We start from the raw sequence: 21,046 nt of genomic DNA on the forward strand, positions 1-21,046 counted from the left end.
GCGCCGGCTCGCGAACCGAAGTGACAAAGCAATGTGGCGAAGCCCGTAGTGAGGGGCGCATTAGCGATCCCGAACGGAGCGAGGAGATGAAGTTAGTCGACGTTGCGTTTTCTTTTAGATTTCTTATATTCTTCGAAATTAAAAACTTTTAACTTTGTAATTCCTGAAAGTCGTAAAAAGTCATTATCATAAGTTGCAAGAATTAGATTGTGAGTAATTGCAATTTGAGCAATTAAAGCATCGATTGTTGCCAATACGATTCCTTTTTTAGAAAGTGAGTTTCTTAATTTTGCAGCTTCAATATGATCTCTTTCTGTTGGAGAGATGAAATTAAAATATCTAAACTGTTCTTCTATTTCTGAGAACATTTTCGGTTCTTTTATTCCCGTGAGAATTTCTTGAAGTATTATCCCAGTAACAAAAATATCGTCTTCGTTTTGAATAATGTCGTAAAGATAAGTTTCTTCAGAATTTAGAGTTTTACCCTTTCTTCTTAAAGCTTCAGACCAAACTGAAGTATCTACTAGTAATTTCATAGAGGTTCGGCAATCTTATCTTTTATTACGTGCCTCTTTATAATCGTAACTCTTATCATACTCGACTAAATTGATAAATTTGAGAATGTCTTTCTGCTTATGACGTTTAATAAATTCGATTAAAGCTAAATTCACAGTCTCACGTTTAGTTCGCAACCCGCTAACCGTATAGGCCTCTTCTAGTAATTTTGGATCGATATTTAAGTTTGTAGCCATTTTGTGCTCTTTTATCAAGTTTACACAACTACTTGTGTATGGTTCAAGCAATTTTCTCTTCCGAATTTAGCCCCTTTTCTTGATTTTTTCTTCATTCTCAAAATCACCGTCAGCTTACGCAATGTCGACTAACGACAAATGGTTGTCGACGTTCCGCAAGTGCGCAAGCACTTGGCACGAGGCTTGCTAAGCAAGACGAGTGACAAAGCGGAATGTGGCGAAGCCCAAGCAAGGGTTGCGTAGCAAGCCCGCAGCGCAGCGACAACTTTTTAGTTATGTGCAGTGCTATAGTCTGTTAAATAGGGGCACCTAATAAGAAACCAGTGGTTAGACCTTTATTTCTAAACCAATCTTTTAGATTACTTTTTGTTCCTGCAATTTGTGTATCAATGTCGGAATGAATTGGAGCAGACCAAATTTGCCAATTAAATAAACGTTCAAGAATTGATTTTATTTTAGTAAAATCAGTATCTGATATTTCACGATAGAATATTTTATCTTTTTCATCTGAATCATGTATTTCGAGTTTTGCAGCTACAGCATCCTTAAATAGTTCCATCCACGCCATTATAGATTTAGAGGAGAATATTCTATTTAGCTTTGTTTGATTGAGATCCGAGGAAGGCAAATCAGCATTCCAATTTGAGAGGGATAGATCGAATGTCAAATTCATTAAAGAAATTAAATTCTTGGATTCAATATCTCGTTTATAATTTTCTGATAACATATCATCCGAAAGTGGTGATTGGTGAAGGAAACAAGCAAAGTAGGATTTTGTAATCATATCAATTGTCAATGGTTGATCTTTCGAACTTCTATTACTTACAGAAATTAGTCTCTTAAGCTTATTATTTTCGTCTTCTAATATCGAATTGTATAGATAATTCTTGAATCGCTTATTTATGTCGGCTGTGGATAAGGATTCATCTCTTTGCCGAATAAAATTTAAGAAATTGATTTCATTCTTTATGTTTCCATCGTCAAGACTTTTATATTCCTCAAAATCATTACCAAATTGGCTTCCAAGTTTGAGTATCATAATTGAGGAGAAAAATCTTGTTTGACCAAATTTATCATGAGCCGATATATTCGCTTGATTCAATTTAGAAATTTCCGGATTTAAATAAATTTTACATTCAAATATCTTGCGATTATTCCAAAGAAGTGCGGCTGCTTTATGTTGCCCATCAAACAATAGTATTGAGTCATTGCTGATTCTTCCAATTGATGGTTGTAATACGGGGTAAGATTGAAAGTGCCTATACATATCAAAGACTTTGGTCGAAATTAAATACCTTGGTTGTAGTCCATAAGAATTTTCTTCACCGTCATCACTATTTAAGATTTCTACAGGGAGATTCCCATAAAAATATTCCCATGATGTTAAAGGACATTTCTGTAAAGGGAATATTCCGGAGTATGAATGAGAAGATAGTCTAATTAATTCATTTTCTTTTTCTATGGAAATTTTGTTTCCATAAGATGCTATTTCATCCTTGCCTTTAAGATACTTGAGCAAATCTTTTAAAGTTAATCTATCTCCAAGTTCGAAAAATTCATCCATTTTTATTTTTATCCGATAATCATTTAAAGATAAAGTTCCTTTAGATTTATTATGGAATTCACACATAGGAGCTATATTATCGAGCTCCGATTCCCCTCCTTTTGAGAAAGGAAAGATATGGTCGTAGTGCAATGAATCGCTATCTGGTATTAAGTGGCCAGTAGCAAAGCAATGTCTACCATGTCGGTTAAGAATAATATTTTTCTCTTCATCGTTTAGTTGTCTTTTTAATGTTATAGCCATATTTTATTCCTAATTTTATTTATTTTTATAGCATTGCACATAACGACGCAGGTTTCTCGACGTTTGCGTTCCCGGAGCGCTTGTGCGCGAAGGGATTTAAACTCAACTTGAGTGAGCCTTAGCGAACGTCCCGCAAGTTGAGTTTAAAAGCAAATGTGCCAAAGGCCAAGCGAGAGTCGCGGAGCGATCTCGAAGCGCAGCGAGAAAGCGCAGTTAGGCGTAGTTGGATTGTTTATCTACTCTTCCGAAAGCTCATTATTTCCTTATGAACTTCAAGTTCTTTCAAAATACGATCTTTTCTCAATACATAAAGCAAATTTTCAATATCTTCAAATCCTATTGGTTTATTTGTAGATGTTAACGCATTATATAGATCAGAGTATTTATTAATCAATTCTAAACCTTCTTCGCTCAAAGTAATAAGATCAACCCCACTCAAAGGGGAATCTTGAAAGATATCAATGTCCTGAATAATTGATTTTGCTGACAAATGAGCAAGAGCGTTATTTCTCCATCTTATTAAGTTTCTAATTTTAGAATTATTTTTAATTTTATTAATATCTGCGTTTATCGATTCAATGCTCGGGATAATTCTTGAATCCACCAAATTTTTATATTGACTTCGGCGTGGATTACGGTTTAAAAAATATTCTTTCCCAAAGTATTCTTTATTAAGTCTCAACGTTTTGAGTAAATTTAAAATATTCAAATTCGTAGACTTTTCTGAAAGTTCATAGAACTTGTATAGAAACGTTAGACCGGAAAGAAAATAACCCCTTAAAACGTATCCCCAAAAAGTATTATATGTAGTAAATGTAAGCCTATCCTTTTTTACTTCTTTCTTAACTTTAATCCAATAGTTTAAGTAAATATTTGCCTGAACAATTTCAGAAGACAAAGTATTAATGTATTTTTCAATATCTTTTGAATTTTCAACCTTCAACATAAAATTAATCCAATTACGCCTAACGAAAGAGTCTCCTCGACGTTGCGGCTCCGAGCGCATATGCGCGAAGGAGTTGGCACGAGGTTCGAGCGACCTTAGTCGCGTTCCGCGAACCGAAGTGACAAAGCAATGTGGCTTTAGCCCGCAGTGAGGGTCGCGTTAGCGATCCCGAACGAAGCGAGGAGACGAAGTTATGCGAAGTGTAGCCTAAATTAAATCGAATATCATATTTTAAAGTAAGTGTATTATCAGTTCTTTACTTTTTATTGACTGAGCGAGATATTATGCTATTTTTGGATATTCCCTTATCTAAAAAGTCGTAATAGAGTTTATTATATTCTCTGAGATTTACAATTGTTGAAGCATTCCATGTAAAAATATGCGCATTACCTTTTCTTTGTTTTAAAAATATTTTCCATTTTGAATGAGTAGTAGCTTTAAAAAATGGTGATGCCAGTTGATTTCTTATTTCATCAGAGAATTCTGTCATTTCAGCTGCATAGTCAGGCGCTAAATCGCTAAATCTGTTAGACTCAATGTAGTCGCCAAGGCTATCAAACGATCTTATAGAAACATTTCTTTCATAAGCTAATTCATTTCTTTTTTCTAAGAAAGGTTCAGAATTTTCTCGGTTTCCAATATAAATAGTAAATGAATAATTTAAATGGCCCTTAAAAACTTTGTAAGCTTCGTTCGGAAACAATCTTTTAAACTTTTCTCTATTTTCTTTAATCCAAAATTTCCAATCATCAATCTGCTGAAGCGCAGTCGTTAATCTATCCGAAGGTTTCCCAGCTTTTGTAAAGGGTGGAGAATGCGGCGATTCTATTTCTATTAAATTATAGCACATACCATTACTGCACATATCCTCAATCGTTACAAAATCCACTTCGTAATCATCCGCAAGTTTAATCTTCGATAAGACCATATAACTGAAATCGTCTGGAGCTAAGATAATTCCCGCATGTTCACTGAGAAATTTATGGTAATCATGTTCGGTCAGTTTTTTATTCTTTAAATGCTCGTTCCATTCTGCTTTTATTTTTTTAAGAATCTTTTTATCACTATTAAGAAGAGACCATTTATATATCATAACTTTTACTCCGGGACAGATAAGTTGCTACATTTCGCATAACGACGTAGGTTTCTCGACGTTTGCGGTCCTGAAGCGCGCTAAACGCGCGGAAGGATTGGAACGAGGTTTGAGCGAACCTAGTGAGCGGCTCGCAAACCGAGTGACAAAGCAAATGTGCCGAAGGCCAAGCGAGAGTCGCGAAGCGATCTCGAAGCGCCGCGAGAAACCGCAGTTAGACGCCGTTTTGTTTATCTATATTTAGTTCTTTGAATCACGATGTTTAATTACTCTCGATTAAGCTTTTCTAGTTTTTTAATATTTTCTTCAGTTTTTCTAGCAATATCGATAAAACCATCAAAAGACATGATCTTAATATCATACTCAGAAAATTGATTAATTTTTTGCCTAGCTTTTGCATTGATACTTTCCCTTCTTCCTATTATAATATTGTAAGTAAATCTCACGAAAGAATCTGGATCTTTAAGCTTTTGACCAGAATAGTTAGAAGGCTCGAGTTCAGTAGAATGATATTTAATCAAATCACTTTTCATACAGGCTCTGGATAAATCTTGAAGGACTATCGATCTATTATTTTCAACAAATTGTTTCCATTCCTTAACCTGCGAAAGTGCCGTATTTAATCTTTTCGTTGGGATACCTTGTTTCGTAATTAGCTTGTCCTCAGTATTTTCAAGTTCTATAAAATTCACTTCCCAATTCCCAGAATAGGAAAGTAAAACAACGAAATCTACTTTATATTGGTTCCCAAGCTGAAATTCGTTTAAAACGAATTTAGTGTGTCCTCCGGTCCAGCAAAATTTCCAAAGCACTAAATCTGGATTATTTTTTAGAAATTTAGTTATTGCCCGCTCTCCATTTGTCGCAATGGATTTCTTTAAGTTTCTTGTTAAGTTTAATTTATTAGGCATATTTTCAAAAAATGGCGTCTAACGAAAGAGTCTCCTCGACGTTGCGTCCCTGAAGCGCATTTGCGCGAAGGGTTGGCACGAGGTTCGAGTGAGCCTTAGCGAACGTCTCGCGAACCGAAGTGACAAAGCAATGTGTCGAAGACCGTAGTGAGGGTCGCCTTAGCGATCCCGAACGAAGCGAGGAGACGAAGTTATGCGAAGTTTGGCTTTTTTATTCAGAAAAATGCTTTAATATAAATTCTTCTAAAAAAGCGATTAAACTTTTTACTTCAGGTGTATCAATTTTATCCCACTCCGCATGAAAAGCTTTATTTCGTAATTTTGTATACGATTGAATAACTTTTAATTGAGGACCGCTTATTATTTCTTTCGATTTTAATGTATTAATCGTTTCAGACATTTCTTTGTTTTCGACGTCAATATTTTTTATCTTCGCTAACCTTTTAAGGGAATCTTCTAAAGCTGCACAAGTTAAGACTGCTGCTACGTCCTTTTGGTTAGAATCCATCGCTTCCTTTGCCATGACCATAAAGTCGGAAAATAAATCGCCTGAAATAATTTTTTCCAAACTGTAAATCATATCACCAGTAACTTCGTTTTCTAAATTCTTAATATACCCCATTGTAGCATGATATAGAGCTAAATACTTTTCACCTTCCATATATTTGGAATTTGCAACTTTATCTCTCAAATCAATTAAATATCGTAATTGAGGAGAGTTAATTCCGTAAACGCTTGTAGCTATGCTTAACGTTCCTACAAACAGCTCCTCAGAAGATTGAAGGCTATTCCCATCGATCGAGATTTCTTTTAGTTCTGAAATACGTTTAAGAATTTTCTCTTTTATTATTTGCATTAGAATCCTTTATCCAACGAAGTGATCATTGCCAAATTTCGCATAACGACGTAGGTTTCTCGACGTTTGCGGTTCTGAAGCGCGTTAAACGCGCGAAAGAATTGGCGCGAGGCTTGAGACGCCTTAGCGTCGTCTCGCAAGCCGAGTGACAAAGCGAATGTGCCGAAGGCCAAGCGAGGGTTGCGATAGCAATCCCGAAGCGCCGCGAGAAATCGAAGTTATGCGAAGTGCGCATTTTATATATAAATTGAATTTGAAAGTATTCAATCTGCTTGTAATCTAGAAATCACATTATAAAGAAATAAATAAAGCCCTAATAAACCTTGCTTTGCCTCCCCTATATCAACTTTAGAATGAACTCCTTTTGAAGAAATGTCATTCAATCTCCTCAGAAAAACCGTTAGATTCTTAAGTTCCGATTCTAAAAGTTCTGTTGATGTTGATTTGCTGAAATTGGTGCTTAAAAATTCTTCAAGGCGATTTAAATATTTTTCACTACTTAAATCTCGCTCTTTCCCATCTGAGCATCTATAAAGACCAGTCGTAACTGGTGGAAAAAAGTGGTCCGCCGCAGATTGAATCGATTTTCTTACCAATGTCAGCAAAAGAGCAAAATCTTCTGGATCAGTGGAATCAATTAACTGAGAAGCCTTAATTAATTTTTTATAGGTATCTTCAGAACGAGACTCAAAGAAATTGTTTACTTCAGTCTGTACACTTTTTAGGAAAGATTCGCTCTTGGTTTGCGCAGCTAATTGTTTTTCTATTTTTATAATATAATTTGTGCATCTAACAAGGATGTTTCTTTTTATTTGATTTAAAGCTTTTATTCGTAACCTAATGTTTCCTTTTATCTGAAGTGCTTGATTATAAAAAACAGCGGTATCGATTGGAGTCATGCCAGTCGGAATATTCAGATCAATAATCGATTTTTCGCTCTGTTTAATTTCATCCTCAATTTCTGACGAAGTTACTCGCATAATGTTTAGATCATAACCTTTATCGTCTTTACCGAAACTAAAGTCTAATGTATGAGAAATTAACCAATACTCTTTAGATTTTTTCAAAAGATACGCTTTCGTCTTATCATTTAGCTGTTCCGTATCCTCCATCAGCGTTCGCGTGAGTTCATCTTCGTTTAGAATCATTTCTCTAAGAAAAATAGCCGTATAAAAATGATCTTTAAGCTTTCGAGAAATTTTTAGACAACTAATGACTAGGCTACCAATGGAATCTGCATCTATTTGTTCATGCGCTTTATTTATTAATTCTATTAGCTCCATTTTAGTAATTATTTTGACTTAATTTGCGCATTTCGCATAACGACGTAGGTTTCTCGACGTTTGCGGTTCTGGAGCGCGCTAAACGCGCGGAAGAATTGGAACGAGGCTTGAGCGACCTTAGTCGCGTCTCGCAAGCCGAGTGACAAAGCAAATGTGCCGGAGGCCAAGCGAGAATTGCGAAGCAATCTCGAAGCGCCGCGAGAAACCGCAGTTAGGCGAAGGTGGCTAAATTTCCGGGAATCCCGGAGCCCATCCAATTCGCTTTAAGCTATTATATAGGAACCTAAGATTTTCATCTTCATATTCGGTAATCTCAAAATCTTGCATGTAATCTATTAATACGCCAGAGAAAAACTTCGCGTGTAAATATTTTATTTCATTTAATGACAGTTTCAGAAATTGAATTTTACTTTTTAAATAGTCAATTTCATCATTGGAAATCTCGAAATCGTAAAAAGTAGTTTTAAGTGCTTCCCAGTATTCATTCAACCGTTTACTTTTGTCATCGATAACCTTAGATCGCGCCTTTAAACTATTAGAAACATTAAGTGATTTATTCGTTTGTTTTTTAAACAGAGGGCGCTTAAAACTTTGAAGAAATTTATAAGTGCCTAATTTGGTCATCTCACCGAACGTCGCAATGTTCTTATTTTGCAATTCACTTTTATAACGTTTCCATAAATGTGCTCCGGATAAAGCATCCGAAGATGCTCTATGGTGCTGCTCAATTTTTATACCTTCCTCATTACATGCATCCGTTAGGGGACATTTTTTTCCAATCTTGAGCATCGGTCTCATGTACATTAAACAAAAATAAGGTATATCAAAATCTATTTTTAAATTTGCTAAGCCTGACTGAAGAAAACTCAAATCAAAGTATACGTTATAAGAAGCTAAAATGGATCCGTCAATCGCCTCAATGATATTACCTGCAATTTCTTTGAAAGTCGGAGCACCTTGAACGTCTAAATCACTAATCCCATGAATGCTAGTTCCCCTAACCTTTATTTCTGGATTTACAAGTGTATCTAAGATAAGCTTTGGTTCTTGATCGGGCTCAATTTTTACTAATGAAATTTCCACTATCTTGTCACCGACTGGATCAAGACCAGTGGTTTCTGTATCAATGATTACTATGGGAACTTCTAAATAACTTAATCCTGATATACTCATGTGAATTTCCTTAATAAAATATTTTTGCCACTTTCGCCTAACGAAAGAGTCTCCTCGACGTTGCGTGTCCAAGCGCTTTAAGCGCGCCGGACTTGGCACGAGGTTCGAGGCGCCTTAGCGCCGTCTCGCGAACCGAAGTGGCAAAGCAATGTGGCTTTAGCCCGGAGTGAGGGTCGCATGAGCGATCCCGAACGAAGCGAGGAGACGAAGTTATGCGATGATGCCTAATATTAATTAAAGCAACTATTTGAATGTTCCAGTCTTAATAAATTGCAACGTTGCTTTCTGGACTTCCACGCCATCCATAATAAAAGTGTGGGTTCGATCAACGAGTAGAAATTCTTTCATAGAATTCAATTTACTATTTTCAATCGAAACTTTACCATCATCGTCGCCAGGAATAATCATTGAAGAAATTGGATCATTGCTCGAATCTCCCATAATAATTCCAAGTTCAAAATTCGGTGTTCCTATGTTATTAACAAAACTCGAGTTATCTGTTTTTAGTTGCATCAATATCGGACCAAGCAAGGTATTAACAAAATTATAGCCCGATAGAAAATCAGCGATCTCGCTTCCCTTATTTGGTGGAGCCAACATTACAACTCGACCAAGCCTTTTGATTTTATTCTCTTTAAGAAAGTGCCTCAGAACGATTCCGCCTGCGGAATGAGTAACGAAATGAATTTTATTAAACTTAGAAATACAATTATTTTGAACTATAGGGGATAAATAAGATTTAGATACTTCTTGTATAGTATTACTCCTCGAAGGATAATCCACGTAAAAAACCAAAAGATTATTATCAGTCAAATAATCCCCCATATTTTTAAGCTGTTTTGAAGATCTTAAAAACCCATGAATAAGTATAACGCAATCAAATGATTTTCCATTCTTTGCTTTCTCAAACTTTTGAGCAAACAGAGGAATTGATAAACTAAGAAAGAGGATAATCAAATAATTTCTTGTCATGGTATTTTTATAATAAGTGCTTTTTAGGCATTGTCGCATAACGAAAGAGGCTTCTCGACGTTTGCGTTTCTGGAGCGCGCTAAACGCGCGGAAGAATTGGCGCGAGGCTTGAGTGAGCCTTAGCGAACGATCACAAGCCGAGTGACAAAGCAAATGTGCCGAAGGCCAAGCGAGGGTTGCAAAGCAATCCCGATGCGCCGCGAGAAGCCGAAGTTAGGCGAAGTGCAGAAATCTATTTAAAATATTTATCAATGGCTTCCTTTAAAGATTGAAATAACCGCTCCGCTTCAGCCCCTTGTTTTATTTTCTGATCCAAAGCCTTTTCTATTAAATCCACTGTATGCTTTTCCATTTGATAAGTGTTAAAGATTGTATCATTTATTGCGGTCTGCAATACTCCAATTGACCCCATTGCTACAGTATAACCAAAAAAATATAGATAGAGGCTTTCATGCTTCCCTAATTTTAACAATTCTTTCAAATCAAATGCTTTCTTAGTCGTAAATGATTTATAACAAATATAAATACTGAATAATCCGTACGTAGATGATGCCGAAAGTATCTGCTTAGATAAGGCTTCATTGATTTCAACCTTTTTCGTGGAAGTTGTATTCTCGCCCTTTGATGTAACTTCCAAATCCTTGTTATCGTTTTTCTGACTGATATTCTGTAACAATAAATTCGACTGGTCAACCTTGGCCTCAACTTTTCCTACAATTGTCGGAATTTGATTGATTACTTCTTTCAAATGCGAAGCGTTAGATTCAATAGTCGTGGAAGCAGATGACATATTCAATGAAGCATTAGACAATAATTGTAAACTATTAGTAAGAGTACTATTGGAGACGATAGAATAAAAAATAGCAATTAAGCCTAAAAACAAAGAAGTTAAAGTAGCTCCAAAGCTAATATAATTCACCGTATTTGAATCCGTTGATAGTTGAATTGTTAACAAAATAATTATAATCGTAAGCAAAATCCCTGATGTATAATAAAAATGTATCGTTATATTTTTCATTTTTCCTCTTAATATAGTTTCTTTCTGCATTTCGCCTAACGAAAGAGTCTCCTCGACGTTGCGTGTCCAAGCGCTTTAAGCGCGCGGACTTGGCACGAGGTTCGAGTGAGCCTTAGCGAACGGCTCGCGAACCGAAGTGGCAAAGCAATGTGGCTTTAGCCCGGAGTGAGGGTCGCATTAGCGATCCCGAACGAAGCGAGGAGACGAAGTTAGTTGCAGTAGTGGCTTTAGCTACCTACCCTATCTTTTAAGCTCTTCCTCTACTTTATCTGAAAGCAAAAGTTTTATTAAAGATTGATACGGAATGTCTTTCTTGTTCGCCATAACTTTCAATCTATCAATTAGTGCTTCAGGCAATCTAAGTGAAATCATTTTTGTTGTAGGCTTTAAATTCGGAAAAGATACTTTTTTTGCCTTCGAATAATCGATATAGTCAGTAGAATCATTCTTTGACCAAAAATCAATTTCTGCACTCTCTGTTTTTAAAGACGATATTTTTTTACGAGTTTTCATAGACTTTTCTTTCCCGAGGTGTCATTTCACGAACTGAGATAGGACGGATCTTATCTTTACGAATCGTTATTACAGCGAACAACTTTCTCCCTGAATTCGTAATCCCTAAAACGATATATCGATCTTCTATTCCTGAATGGTAATCATCCGGTATTACAAGTAAAGGATCGTTAAAAAAGATTTCTTCTATTTCACCTGGCTTTACTTTGTGCTTTTTCCAGTTCTTTTCAATATTACCTAAATCCCAGTCAAAACCTGTAATTTGGCTTAAATCCGGTAATTCCATTTGTATATTCCTAAAATATACGAAAGAAAGTGAGTTTCAAGCAAAATTAATCACATACTCTCCGTTTTTCTTCCAATTTCTTTTATAGAGATTTTAAAATCAAACGCTGCTTTCAAATTTATTTTTGCCACTATTGCAACTAACGAAAGAGTCTCCTCGACGTTGCGGCCGCAAGCGCTTGTGCGCGACGCGGTTGACACGAGGTTCGAGGCGCCTTAGCGCCGTCTCACGAACCGAAGTGGCAAAGCAATGTGGCTTTAGCCCGGAGTGAGGATCGCATTAGCGATTCCGAACGGAGCGAGGAGACGAAGTTAGACGGCGTCTGCTTTTAATCTCATGCAATATTCTTGCGAGATTTAACCTTTACTTCTAAATCTAATGCATGACAAACTTTCAAAAAAGTAGCAAGATTACAATTCACACCGTTTTCAATTTTTGAAAGTTGTTGTTGAGTTACATGAGCCATCTTTGCAAGTTCTGATTGAGATAGACCCTTTTTTTCTCGTAACTCATGTAGTTCTATAGATAAATTTATAAGTTCTTTTTCTTCTTGGAACTTTTCTTTGAATTTCTCGTTTTTAATTTTAGTTTTTAAATGTGTTTTGAATGATTTCATGATAATAACTTCCCAATTTCTTTTTCCGGATATTTCTTCAGAAACTTTTCCCTTCTCTTTATAGCTTTATCCATTTCAGACTTCGGAACCTTGTCAGAGCGCTTAATAAAATAATTTGTTAGTATAACGTAGTCTTTATAACAAAAAAAAGTATAAAATACGAACCTGATCTCCCGAAAGTTTAATTCGCAATTCATGAATTACATCTTTTAAAATATCTGCGTAAGGCCTTGGTAAATTTGGACCTAATTCTTCAAGTTTATCGATCCAAGCTAATATCTTCGCTTGATTTCGTTCATCTTTTGAATTGATAGAAGTTTCGATCTCGCTTTCTTCGTTCTCTGATTCCGAATAATAGTAGGCTTTCCATTTTCTCGCCACAAATCATATTACATCATATATGACGTATTGTCAATTCCAAAAATAAACAAAACTCGCTTAAATATCAAACTACGTTGCAATATTCATTTTTAGCAGATGCCGTCTAACGAAAGAGTCTCCTCGACGTTGCGGCCGCAAGCGCATTGGCGCGACGCGGTTGGCACAAGGTTCGAGGCGCCTTAGCGCTGGCTCGCGAACCGAAGTGACAAAGCAATGTGCCGGAGGCCGGAGTGAGGGTCGCATGAGCGATCCCGAACGAAGCGAGGAGACGAAGTTAGGCGCTGGTCCCGCAATTATTTAGTTTTTCTTTAATAAGTCGACACAGGCAATTTTTAAAGATGATAAACGATTAGTAACAATATCCCAAATTATATCATCATCGACAGAAAAATATCCATGAGCAAGAATATCTCGGACTCCAGCAATTTTCTTCCATTCGATTTCAGGACGTAAATTCCGTAAACTCTCAGGGAGTTTCTTTACTGCTTCACCAATAATTTCTATATCCCGTTCAACGGCTCTTTTCTTTTCTAAATTACTGACAAGCTTAGATTTTGAATCAATTCCAGAAGTAAATTTCTCGATTTCGTTTATGCTATCAAGTATATCTTGTAAATAGGCACCAAAATCACGCTGCATAGATAACTTCTTCTAAAATACGTTCCTTTAGATACGGCTTGATGCTAGATTTCGTAACTAAATCTACCTTGCATTGAAATAAACTTTCTAGAAAAAACTTCAGATCCATATAAGAATCCAAATTAAGTTTGCCATCTCGATAATTTACAAGAATGTCTAAATCACTATTTTGCGAATTTTCGTTTCTTGCCACAGATCCGAATAAACCGATTGAATCTATTCCAAATGATTGAATAGTTTCAATATGCTTTCGAATATTTTCTAAAACTTGTTCCCGATCCATAACTATTAATAAATTTGCTAATTCGACTTCGTCTTGTCGAGGAATTTTCTCATTGAACTTTACGATTTGCGGGACTGGCGCCTAACGAAAGAGTCTCCTCGACGTTGCGGCCGCAAGCGCTTTTGCGCGATGCGGTTGGCACGAGGTTCGAGCGACCTTAGTCGCGTCCCGCGAACCGAAGTGACAAAGCAATGTGTCGAAGACCGTAGTGAGGGTCGCATCAGCGATCCCGAACGAAGCGAGGAGCCGTAGTTATACGCCGTCGCAATGTAAATAATCAATTATAAATGGCTCAATAGAAATATCAATAATCCCTTTGGATCTATTGACTTCATATTCTTTTCCAATGCCTATAATATATAAACGATTTTCATGAGTTGGAATATAAAAAATAGGTGCTCCACTCAAGCCGTTCAGTTCCGGTTGTAAATCGCCTTCCTCAGTTTTCCAAGGTAATGCAAACATGATTTTACCAGTTTCTGTTAATATTGGAGTAAGTTCGTGGCTAAAGGCCCTAACGTAAAGAAATTTGCTATTTACGATAAATTCAGTTTTCGATGTAAGAAAGCCAGCGATAATAAATATACCAGCACCGAAGCTTCTGTGCTGGTATATAAAACTTTCATCAAAGCCGATTATATTATCTGCATTTTTCTTCATAAATAATTTAGTTAATGTAATAATACAAAAATCAGGTTTAAACTGTCCTGAAATTTTACCTTCTACGTCGTACGAAAAATAAGGAAAATGTGCATCCCCTTCTATTGGAATAAACTCTTCTTTATGTGAAACATAAAATTCTGTTCCCTTCCCTTCGAAAACATGCCTTGCAGTGACTAATTTTGATTTTTCTTTTTGGTGTATAATGAAACCACTGCCATGCAATTCGTATCTAAGTTTTTCCTTTTTGAAGATTGGAATTCCGGTGCAATGAATCAAAGAAGCAAAGCTGCCATCATACTTTTTTTCTTTAAATTTGATTTTTTGCCTAATGAATTTTCCGAATTTTTTCATAACTTAAAAAAGGTTTTTGCGATGGCGTATAACGACGCATGATTGTCGAAGTTCCGCGCGTCCGAAGGACTTGGCGCGAGGCTTGCTTTGCAAGACGAGTGACAAAGCGGAATTTGGCGAAGCCCAAGCAAGGGTTGCGAAGCAATCCCGCAGCGCCGCGACAATTTTTAGTTATCTGCTGTGCCGCGCCCCGAATGTCTAACCGAGCGAAGCCATGGAAGGCTGAGCCGGTTAGGGAACGCCAATAAAATTGCTGTTTAAGATTTAATATAGCATTGTTTAAATATCTAAAAGATCTTTGGGCTTAACCTTTAATCGTTTAGAAAGCTTGAAAATTGAGTTAGCAGTAAAATTAGCCCTGCCCGCTTCAATATCTTGTAAAGTTCTTACCGGAACGGCGTAATCACCTTCATCCATATTTTCCTGGGTAAGTCCCTTTTCCTTTCGTATTCTCTGAATATTCTTTCCGACTTTTATTAAAAATTCTTCGAAATCCACACACGGTATAATGCGGCATGGTTGACAAAATGTGAACTCGGTATACCGTGGGACATGTATTCTTTACAAATCTCTGCTCAATAAGGTTTCTTTATGATGGGAAAATCTAAAAACAAGTCTCAAAGTATTGTCCGAAAATGGCCTAAATCGGAGATCATAAGAAGAATTTCCGAGGAAGAAAGGAAAGCATTCTATCATCAGCTAAAAATCGCGAGACTAGAAGCTAATCTTACCCAAGCGCAGGTTGCAAAGATGATTAAAAGGAGCAGAAGTCAGGTTTCAAAGATAGAATCAGGGAAATGTAGAGTAAGCGCCTAAACAACCGCACCTTTTTCTAATCGTATAAATGTTGTAAACTGTCTTTGATGAAAAAAACGAAAATAGATTGGCCCAAAGAGTTTGATGACTTTTCAAAGAGTGGACTTTCCCAGCCTCAGTATTGTAAAGAAAGACACCTCAAATACACGACGTTTCGATATCATTGGGAGAGACGTTCTAAGCATTCAGAGAAGAACGACTTTGTAGAAATTCCTCCTTCCTCGACAAATTCTCAGTCATTGGTAGAAGCCGAATTTTTGACCCTAAAGATAGATACGTCGGGGAAGGCATCGCTCCAAGTAAACGTTCAGTTTAGTTTAGGACGATGGAGTTAAATCCCGGAAACAGAAAAGTGTATCTTCGACCTGGGGCGACGGATTTAAGGAAATCGATCAATACGCTCTCTGTAATCGTAGAAGGAAAGATGAAAAAAGATCCGTATTCGGCGAGCGTCTTTCTCTTCTGCAATCGCAAGAAAGATAAACTGAAGATGCTCTACTGGGATAAGAGCGGGTTTTGCCTTTGGCAGAAGAGACTGGAAGAGAGTAAATTCCCGTGGCCGAACTCAGAGGAGGAAGTGCATAAAATACCCGTTGAAAGGTTTCATTGGCTATTGAATGGGATCGATTTTTTCAAAGAGCACAAGAAACTAAAATACAAGAATGTCAGTTGAAAATGTTTGACTCAAGAAAAGAAAGTATTAAGACTGAATCCGAATGTCTTTGGATCTAAACTCTCTTCCTGATGATGTAGAAGAACTAAAAAGAATCATTATATTAGAGAATAATAAATATCAGGAAGAATTACGACTCCAAAAACAGAAAGAATCCGAACATTTGGATCAGATCGAGAGATTGAAGATCCAGCTTTTCGGGAGAAAGACTGAGAAATGGAGTCAGATCGAAAAAGATCAAGGATTTCTTTTTAACGAAATAGAAAGCTCCTTGCAAGAAGATTCTCCTGAACCCGAAGAAGAAAGTCTTTTTAGTCCTGTTAAAAGCCATACAAGAAAGAAGACGGGAAGAAAACCTTTCCCGGACTACTTTCCAAGAATCGAAATCCTACATGATATTCCTGAAATTGATAAAACCTGTTCTTGTGGTCACGAGCTTACTCGTATCGGAGAAGACAAGTCCGAGAAGTTAGATATTATCCCGGCTAAAATACAAGTCGAAGTTCATATTCGCCCTAAGTATGCGTGTAAGCATTGTGAAGGAACTTCTGATGAAACTCTACCTGTCGTAAGAATCGCGCCGGTTCCCCATCAGATCGCTGAGAAGAGTATGCTTTCTTCCGGATTCTTAGCTCACACGCTTACTCAAAAGTTTGCGGATGCTCTTCCGTTTTACAGACAAGCCGGGATTCTCCAGAGATCGGGAGTGGATATTTCAAGGAGCACCCTTTCCAATACCGCAATTCAAGTTTTTGAAAAACTTTCTCCGATGATCGAGGATGTGAGAAGGGAACTTTTCAAATCGAAGTATTTGCAGATCGATGAGACGATTCTTCAAGTGTTAAACGAAGAAGGAAAGTTGAATACATCCAAATCGTATATGTGGGTGATCCGAGGGTTCATCAGAGAAAAGCCCGTTGTTCTCTATCATTATGAGCCGAGTCGGAGCGCTAAGTTTTTAGAAGAATGGATCCAGGGATTTGAAGGAATCATCCAAACGGACGGTTTTGAATCTTACGATTCTTTGTTGAAAGTTAAATCTAAGATTCTTCACGCGGGATGTTGGAATCATGCGAGGAGGAGATTTTTCGAAATTCTAAAAATCGATTCTAAGAATGTGCAAGCAGAATGGATCGTAAAGAAAATCGGTAAGCTTTATACAATCGAGTCAAAAGCTAAGGTAGAAAGTTTAAGTTCTGAAGAACATCTGAAACTCAGGCAATCCGAATCTAAGCCTATCGTTGATGAGATTCGTTCTTGGATGAACAAACGGATCGTCGAAGTTGCTCCCAAATCTTCTATGGGAAAAGCGCTCTCTTATCTTTCTGGCCAGTGGGAAAAACTGCTTCTCTTTTTGGATCATCCGGAATTGCAATTAGATACGAATCTCGTTGAGAACGACATTCGTCCTTTTGTGATCGGTAGAAAAAACTGGCTCTTCTCCGGTTGTCCACAAGGGGCAACTGCGAGCGCGGGATTCTATTCGTTAATTCAAAATGCAAAGATCTCAGGTATCGATCCTTACGCTTATTTACGAGATCTTTTTAAGTCTTGGGAAACGATACCGAGAAGTCTTTCTTGCGAGGATCTGCCAAAAAACGGTGGGCTTGTGGTTCGTTAGGCGGTTACAATGTAGATTATACATGGATGAGTTTTTAAAGTTTATGAAGATTTATAAGAAGTCTCCTTTCTTCTTTTACTCCGTATTTACGACAAATGAAGTTATTAAATAGCAGAAGAGAGCCCGAGTAAAATCTGCGAAGCAGTTTTAACGAGGGCAATTAGAACAAACTAAGCCAAGATTCTGCGACCCGATCGCGAAGCGTTCGGGGTGAATCTGGTTCGTATGAACCAGGATAAACCCAGAAGACTACAAAAGACTATTGAGAACATTTAAGCATTTACTAAATCTTTCAATAGTATTCATATCAAGCTCATCATTAAATTTTGATACATTTTCAAGAAAATATCGTGCTGGTCGGTAATGATTAAAGCTGACGCCATTTTTCAGTGGCTTTTGTTTAAAGTATTCTTCTAGCTTTGCAGTAATTCTTGGTAAAGCGCCATTTAGTTCTTCCAACACAATCGGAAGTTGAAGTTCAGTAGCAAATTCTTCATTCACCAACCGAATATAAAAACCTGGGTCAAACATATCTTCAATATCAGCCTCTGTTGCACTAACAAAGTCTACAAATGTTACAACCTGTTTTTGTTTTAATAACTTTCTTTTATATAGATTTTCAATTGTTTGCTGATCTTTCTTCTGATAATCCATTAAGACAGCTATATTAAGATCTTTCTGCGCTCCTAAAAGTGCAACAAAAGTCGGAATTTTATCAGCACCGCCTACAGGAGTAATAACCCAACGCTGATCTAAGCCATTCTTTTTTTTCAATTCTAAAATTATACTTATTCCTTGAATAAATAAAAGATCTGAAACGCCTTCAACGACTAAGCTATTCGGTCCAACAAATAAAGTTTGGCTAAGTTCATACCCTAAAGCTCCTTGTAACGGGAATAAACTATCTCCACTTGCCTCTAGAACATCTGAAATAATCTTTGTTCCATCTTGACTTATAGGAAGATCTTCATCTGAGGTAATAGAATTATCTTGAACAATGCGGATTCTATCGAATTGCTTTGGGTTAACCATAAATGGAGAGTGAGTAGAATAGATCAGTTGATGCTTATCCTTCAATTCAGACTCAAAATAGTTTAATAAGTCCTCTTGCGCTTTTGCATGGAGGAATAACCCTGGTTCATCTAATAACAATATAAGCGGACTGTCTTTTTGCTTTAAATCTGAATACCACGCAAGAAAAGAAAAAAACCAAACAAACCCTCGTGATCTTGTTTCTAAACCAGTACTTACCCAATGCTTACTATCATATACTTCAGCCCAAATATTCGTTCCTGATCTCATTCCCTCTGGATCTTGAGGTTGCGCTGGTCTAACATCAAATCTCATTTGAAGATGCTTATTTTGAGACCAATATTTAACTATTTGTTTAGTGAGATGATTCCCTGCCCCTTCTAATCGATTTTTCAACTCTTGAGTTCTTCCCGGATTCAGAAGTTCATCAAGTTTGAGTCGAGATAAGTTCACAAGACCTATCAGTGGATAATCTGGGCTTTGCAAGGTATTCGTTTCAAGTCTATGTTTCAATTGCTCTATATTATCTCGACCGCGCATTTGATGATATTCATCAAAGTATAAGAACTGAGGAACCCTTGGTCTCAACAATTGATTGTATGCGTAATGTGAAAAACCTTCCTTCATTGCCGCAACTTTCTTTTCAAGCTTTGCAACAGCTTCCGTCTTTTCAACACTTGATATTAAAGATAACACATCCTCTGCGTCTTCACTATTAATAATTTTTTCCTTAAAATCTGGAAGCAATTCAATCCCAGAGCATAGAAACTCTAAAGATTTTTTTATATCAATCTCAAAGACAAATGTGCGTACGTTACTATATCCTTTTGAAAGTTTAAGCTCCTTTGTTATAATACAATTTTTTCCAAAAACTTTAGTTAATTCGGAGATGTCTGAATCTTCTAATTCAAAGATTGCATCGACGACTGTCACATGACTCTTTTTTCCATTTTGAACAGATTGACGATAGTCTTCTACATCTCTACGCGGATAATCATCAGTAATGCTAAATTCTCCCAATTTAGCTTCTACAGGATTCAACCGACGAAGGGCTTCTAAAACGGCGGTCTTCCCTGCTTCATTTTTACCAACAAGACAAGTAATATCACCGATTGAAAATTCGTTAGAATCTCGAATGCTATGAAAATCTGATATTTTAACTTTTTTTAAAATCATATTTAGTTCTTCCTAAAATAGTTTCCCTTTAAATTGCGTTGTAACTCCATCACCTGTAGCAATTTCTGAAGATACTGCCATTTTACTCGGGGTAGCTGCTTTCTTCAGACCTGGATATTCAAGAATTATTTCAAAATCTTCATGTGATCCGCTATGTTCAATTGTAGGAAATGGCAATGTTTGCTCAGACGGCAACACAATCTGTTTTAAGCTAGATATAGTCTTAATGACACATTGTAATTTATTTTCTGAATTCTCTATTGCAGTAAATGAATCATTTACAATATAATTTTTTTCTTTATGCAATACTAATTTTATGGCTTCTGATAAATGATATCCGGTATCGTATATCTCATATAATATTAGCGAAATCTCTCTATTCAAAGAAACAGGACTTCCGTTATTTATTTCGTTATATGGACCAATCGCATTGCCATCGCCCTTTCCATGCAGTATATATCCTAAAATCAAATCATCTTTATTTTTCCAAATGCTTGCCATGAGTCTTGCTTGATTATGCTTTATTTTATTTACATAATCTGCAACATGCTGTCGACTTTTCTGAATTGAATTTTTGAAGTATTTAATGCCTGGACAAGAAACTGATTCTAACCACTTATCTGCAAATATATTCTTTTTAGAAGCTCTTGTGAATGAGTAAAAAGTTTTTAGAATAGAATAACAATCATCGTAGTGAGATTGCATCAGATGAAGCAGGTTTGATAAAGAAGATATAATAGATTCCTTTAATGGGGAATTTAGTTTAGCATCCTTTCTCTCTTCAATTAGATTCTGATAGTCAGTCACTATTTTTTCTAATTCTTCAAATAAGGAGAAAAGAGAAGTATTATATATCCCTAAAGGATGTCTTAAACTGTGTTCTTGATGTTTAAATATAGAATCATCTAACTGTTTTAATGTATTATATGCAAATGGAAAACAATTTCCTCGTTTTTTCTTTTCAATATGAAATTTCATTTTATACTCCTATTGTAAATAGATAACACCTGCCATGGACGGCAGGCGTTCAAATTGGAAGGGGCGCGGCATGGCAGATAACGAAAGAGTCTCCTCGACGTTGCGTCCGCAAGCGCTTATGCGCGATGCGGTTGGCACGAGGTTCGAGCGACCTTAGTCGCGTCCCGCGAACCGAAGTGGCAAAGCAATGTGGCTTTAGCCCGTAGT

24 protein-coding genes and 1 pseudogene are annotated in these 21,046 nt (G+C 36.7%); 4 read left to right on the forward strand and 21 right to left on the reverse strand.

The genetic code is table 11. From position 1 onward, the window contains the following. Positions 1-92 precede the first annotated feature (92 nt). From vapC to LFX25_RS19850, 19 genes and pseudogenes are all read right to left on the reverse strand, one after another. Positions 93-536, reverse strand: coding sequence for a type II toxin-antitoxin system VapC family toxin (gene vapC / locus LFX25_RS19760; RefSeq protein WP_238731955.1), 444 nt, complete (start codon positions 534-536; stop codon positions 93-95). A 15-nt stretch (positions 537-551) separates the two neighbouring features. Next, entirely contained in the window at positions 552-752 is a 201-nt protein-coding gene (locus LFX25_RS19765) for a type II toxin-antitoxin system VapB family antitoxin (RefSeq protein WP_238731956.1), read from the reverse strand. Between the two features lie 295 nt (positions 753-1,047). Continuing rightward, positions 1,048-2,559 (reverse strand): HNH endonuclease, encoded by a 1,512-nt coding sequence (locus LFX25_RS19770; RefSeq protein ID WP_238731957.1) that lies wholly within the window; start codon positions 2,557-2,559, stop codon positions 1,048-1,050. A 232-nt stretch (positions 2,560-2,791) separates the two neighbouring features. Then, a complete protein-coding gene (locus LFX25_RS19775; protein WP_238731958.1) occupies positions 2,792-3,505 on the reverse strand; it encodes an AbiU2 domain-containing protein in 714 nt (237 codons plus the stop codon). A gap of 256 nt (positions 3,506-3,761) precedes the next feature. Beyond that, positions 3,762-4,598, reverse strand: coding sequence for a Shedu anti-phage system protein SduA domain-containing protein (locus LFX25_RS19780; protein ID WP_238731959.1), 837 nt, complete (start codon positions 4,596-4,598; stop codon positions 3,762-3,764). A 266-nt stretch (positions 4,599-4,864) separates the two neighbouring features. Next, positions 4,865-5,509, reverse strand: a complete 645-nt coding sequence (locus LFX25_RS19785) for a Shedu anti-phage system protein SduA domain-containing protein (protein WP_238731960.1) — start codon at positions 5,507-5,509, stop codon at positions 4,865-4,867. A 211-nt stretch (positions 5,510-5,720) separates the two neighbouring features. Next, positions 5,721-6,365, reverse strand: a complete 645-nt coding sequence (locus LFX25_RS19790) for a hypothetical protein (RefSeq protein WP_238731961.1) — start codon at positions 6,363-6,365, stop codon at positions 5,721-5,723. 263 nt (positions 6,366-6,628) lie between these two features. After that, entirely contained in the window at positions 6,629-7,648 is a 1,020-nt protein-coding gene (locus tag LFX25_RS19795) for a hypothetical protein (protein ID WP_238731962.1), read from the reverse strand. 225 nt (positions 7,649-7,873) lie between these two features. Beyond that, complete coding sequence (locus LFX25_RS19800) at positions 7,874-8,821, reverse strand: 3'-5' exonuclease (protein ID WP_238731963.1); 948 nt, start codon at positions 8,819-8,821, stop codon at positions 7,874-7,876. Positions 8,822-9,064: 243 nt separating this feature from the next. After that, entirely contained in the window at positions 9,065-9,793 is a 729-nt protein-coding gene (locus LFX25_RS19805) for an esterase/lipase family protein (RefSeq protein WP_238731964.1), read from the reverse strand. A 232-nt stretch (positions 9,794-10,025) separates the two neighbouring features. After that, positions 10,026-10,841, reverse strand: a complete 816-nt coding sequence (locus LFX25_RS19810) for a hypothetical protein (RefSeq protein ID WP_238731965.1) — start codon at positions 10,839-10,841, stop codon at positions 10,026-10,028. 210 nt (positions 10,842-11,051) lie between these two features. Next, positions 11,052-11,324, reverse strand: coding sequence for a BrnA antitoxin family protein (locus LFX25_RS19815; RefSeq protein ID WP_238731966.1), 273 nt, complete (start codon positions 11,322-11,324; stop codon positions 11,052-11,054). After that, positions 11,311-11,610 (reverse strand): BrnT family toxin, encoded by a 300-nt coding sequence (locus LFX25_RS19820; protein WP_238731967.1) that lies wholly within the window; start codon positions 11,608-11,610, stop codon positions 11,311-11,313. Before LFX25_RS19820 ends, LFX25_RS19815 begins: the two co-directional genes overlap by 14 nt. 334 nt (positions 11,611-11,944) lie before the next feature. Continuing rightward, positions 11,945-12,226, reverse strand: a complete 282-nt coding sequence (locus LFX25_RS19825; protein WP_238731968.1) for a helix-turn-helix domain-containing protein — start codon at positions 12,224-12,226, stop codon at positions 11,945-11,947. Continuing rightward, positions 12,223-12,607 (reverse strand): annotated as a pseudogene (locus LFX25_RS19830) (type II toxin-antitoxin system RelE/ParE family toxin). The gene LFX25_RS19825 and the pseudogene LFX25_RS19830 overlap by 4 nt, the downstream one beginning before the upstream one ends. A 297-nt stretch (positions 12,608-12,904) precedes the next feature. Continuing rightward, positions 12,905-13,246 carry a HepT-like ribonuclease domain-containing protein gene (locus tag LFX25_RS19835; protein WP_238731969.1) on the reverse strand — a complete coding sequence of 114 codons (342 nt, stop codon included), beginning with the start codon at positions 13,244-13,246 and terminating at the stop codon, positions 12,905-12,907. Further along, a complete protein-coding gene (locus LFX25_RS19840) occupies positions 13,236-13,529 on the reverse strand; it encodes a nucleotidyltransferase family protein (protein ID WP_238731970.1) in 294 nt (97 codons plus the stop codon). The genes LFX25_RS19835 and LFX25_RS19840 overlap by 11 nt, the downstream gene beginning before the upstream one ends. A 252-nt stretch (positions 13,530-13,781) precedes the next feature. Further along, complete coding sequence (locus tag LFX25_RS19845; RefSeq protein ID WP_238731971.1) at positions 13,782-14,543, reverse strand: hypothetical protein; 762 nt, start codon at positions 14,541-14,543, stop codon at positions 13,782-13,784. 279 nt (positions 14,544-14,822) lie between these two features. Next, positions 14,823-15,041 (reverse strand): helix-turn-helix domain-containing protein, encoded by a 219-nt coding sequence (locus LFX25_RS19850; protein ID WP_238731972.1) that lies wholly within the window; start codon positions 15,039-15,041, stop codon positions 14,823-14,825. Positions 15,042-15,137: 96 nt separating this feature from the next. Between LFX25_RS19850 and LFX25_RS19855 the strand changes: the two genes are divergently transcribed. The 4 genes from LFX25_RS19855 to tnpC are packed head-to-tail and all read left to right on the forward strand — an operon-like array spanning position 15,138 to position 17,653. Next, positions 15,138-15,359 (forward strand): helix-turn-helix transcriptional regulator, encoded by a 222-nt coding sequence (locus tag LFX25_RS19855; RefSeq protein WP_238732086.1) that lies wholly within the window; start codon positions 15,138-15,140, stop codon positions 15,357-15,359. A gap of 47 nt (positions 15,360-15,406) precedes the next feature. Continuing rightward, the gene (tnpA, locus tag LFX25_RS19860; RefSeq protein WP_118966454.1) at positions 15,407-15,694 is read left to right on the forward strand and encodes an IS66 family insertion sequence element accessory protein TnpA; all 288 of its coding nucleotides are present in this window, start codon (positions 15,407-15,409) and stop codon (positions 15,692-15,694) included. Then, the gene (gene tnpB, locus LFX25_RS19865) at positions 15,685-16,032 is read left to right on the forward strand and encodes an IS66 family insertion sequence element accessory protein TnpB (RefSeq protein ID WP_118966397.1); all 348 of its coding nucleotides are present in this window, start codon (positions 15,685-15,687) and stop codon (positions 16,030-16,032) included. The genes tnpA and tnpB overlap by 10 nt, the downstream gene beginning before the upstream one ends. A gap of 43 nt (positions 16,033-16,075) precedes the next feature. Further along, positions 16,076-17,653: an IS66 family transposase gene (tnpC, locus tag LFX25_RS19870; RefSeq protein WP_118966396.1), complete on the forward strand. Its 1,578-nt coding sequence runs from the start codon at positions 16,076-16,078 to the stop codon at positions 17,651-17,653. A gap of 249 nt (positions 17,654-17,902) precedes the next feature. Here the strand turns inward: tnpC and LFX25_RS19875 are convergent, their stop codons facing one another. Next, complete coding sequence (locus tag LFX25_RS19875) at positions 17,903-19,861, reverse strand: AAA family ATPase (RefSeq protein WP_238731973.1); 1,959 nt, start codon at positions 19,859-19,861, stop codon at positions 17,903-17,905. 12 nt (positions 19,862-19,873) lie between these two features. Further along, a complete protein-coding gene (locus LFX25_RS19880; protein ID WP_238731974.1) occupies positions 19,874-20,839 on the reverse strand; it encodes a hypothetical protein in 966 nt (321 codons plus the stop codon). Positions 20,840-21,046 lie beyond the last annotated feature (207 nt).

This window comes from Leptospira sanjuanensis, assembly GCF_022267325.1.
GTDB classification, from domain to species: Bacteria; Spirochaetota; Leptospiria; order Leptospirales; family Leptospiraceae; genus Leptospira; species Leptospira sanjuanensis.

Coding starts and splice junctions, on each gene's coding strand:
- LFX25_RS19795 (WP_238731962.1), bottom strand. CDS start 7,648: ATGGAGCTAATAGAATTAATAAATAAAGCGCATGAACAAATAGATGCA.
- tnpB (WP_118966397.1), top strand. CDS start 15,685: ATGGAGTTAAATCCCGGAAACAGAAAAGTGTATCTTCGACCTGGGGCG.
- LFX25_RS19825 (WP_238731968.1), bottom strand. CDS start 12,226: ATGAAATCATTCAAAACACATTTAAAAACTAAAATTAAAAACGAGAAA.
- LFX25_RS19805 (WP_238731964.1), bottom strand. CDS start 9,793: ATGACAAGAAATTATTTGATTATCCTCTTTCTTAGTTTATCAATTCCT.
- vapC (WP_238731955.1), bottom strand. CDS start 536: ATGAAATTACTAGTAGATACTTCAGTTTGGTCTGAAGCTTTAAGAAGA.
- LFX25_RS19775 (WP_238731958.1), bottom strand. CDS start 3,505: ATGTTGAAGGTTGAAAATTCAAAAGATATTGAAAAATACATTAATACT.
- LFX25_RS19810 (WP_238731965.1), bottom strand. CDS start 10,841: ATGCAGAAAGAAACTATATTAAGAGGAAAAATGAAAAATATAACGATA.
- LFX25_RS19880 (WP_238731974.1), bottom strand. CDS start 20,839: ATGAAATTTCATATTGAAAAGAAAAAACGAGGAAATTGTTTTCCATTT.
- LFX25_RS19845 (WP_238731971.1), bottom strand. CDS start 14,543: ATGAAAAAATTCGGAAAATTCATTAGGCAAAAAATCAAATTTAAAGAA.
- LFX25_RS19820 (WP_238731967.1), bottom strand. CDS start 11,610: ATGGAATTACCGGATTTAAGCCAAATTACAGGTTTTGACTGGGATTTA.
- LFX25_RS19840 (WP_238731970.1), bottom strand. CDS start 13,529: ATGGATCGGGAACAAGTTTTAGAAAATATTCGAAAGCATATTGAAACT.
- LFX25_RS19780 (WP_238731959.1), bottom strand. CDS start 4,598: ATGATATATAAATGGTCTCTTCTTAATAGTGATAAAAAGATTCTTAAA.
- LFX25_RS19835 (WP_238731969.1), bottom strand. CDS start 13,246: ATGCAGCGTGATTTTGGTGCCTATTTACAAGATATACTTGATAGCATA.
- LFX25_RS19770 (WP_238731957.1), bottom strand. CDS start 2,559: ATGGCTATAACATTAAAAAGACAACTAAACGATGAAGAGAAAAATATT.
- LFX25_RS19875 (WP_238731973.1), bottom strand. CDS start 19,861: ATGATTTTAAAAAAAGTTAAAATATCAGATTTTCATAGCATTCGAGAT.
- LFX25_RS19815 (WP_238731966.1), bottom strand. CDS start 11,324: ATGAAAACTCGTAAAAAAATATCGTCTTTAAAAACAGAGAGTGCAGAA.
- LFX25_RS19765 (WP_238731956.1), bottom strand. CDS start 752: ATGGCTACAAACTTAAATATCGATCCAAAATTACTAGAAGAGGCCTAT.
- tnpC (WP_118966396.1), top strand. CDS start 16,076: ATGTCTTTGGATCTAAACTCTCTTCCTGATGATGTAGAAGAACTAAAA.
- LFX25_RS19785 (WP_238731960.1), bottom strand. CDS start 5,509: ATGCCTAATAAATTAAACTTAACAAGAAACTTAAAGAAATCCATTGCG.
- tnpA (WP_118966454.1), top strand. CDS start 15,407: ATGAAAAAAACGAAAATAGATTGGCCCAAAGAGTTTGATGACTTTTCA.
- LFX25_RS19855 (WP_238732086.1), top strand. CDS start 15,138: ATGGGAAAATCTAAAAACAAGTCTCAAAGTATTGTCCGAAAATGGCCT.
- LFX25_RS19800 (WP_238731963.1), bottom strand. CDS start 8,821: ATGAGTATATCAGGATTAAGTTATTTAGAAGTTCCCATAGTAATCATT.
- LFX25_RS19790 (WP_238731961.1), bottom strand. CDS start 6,365: ATGCAAATAATAAAAGAGAAAATTCTTAAACGTATTTCAGAACTAAAA.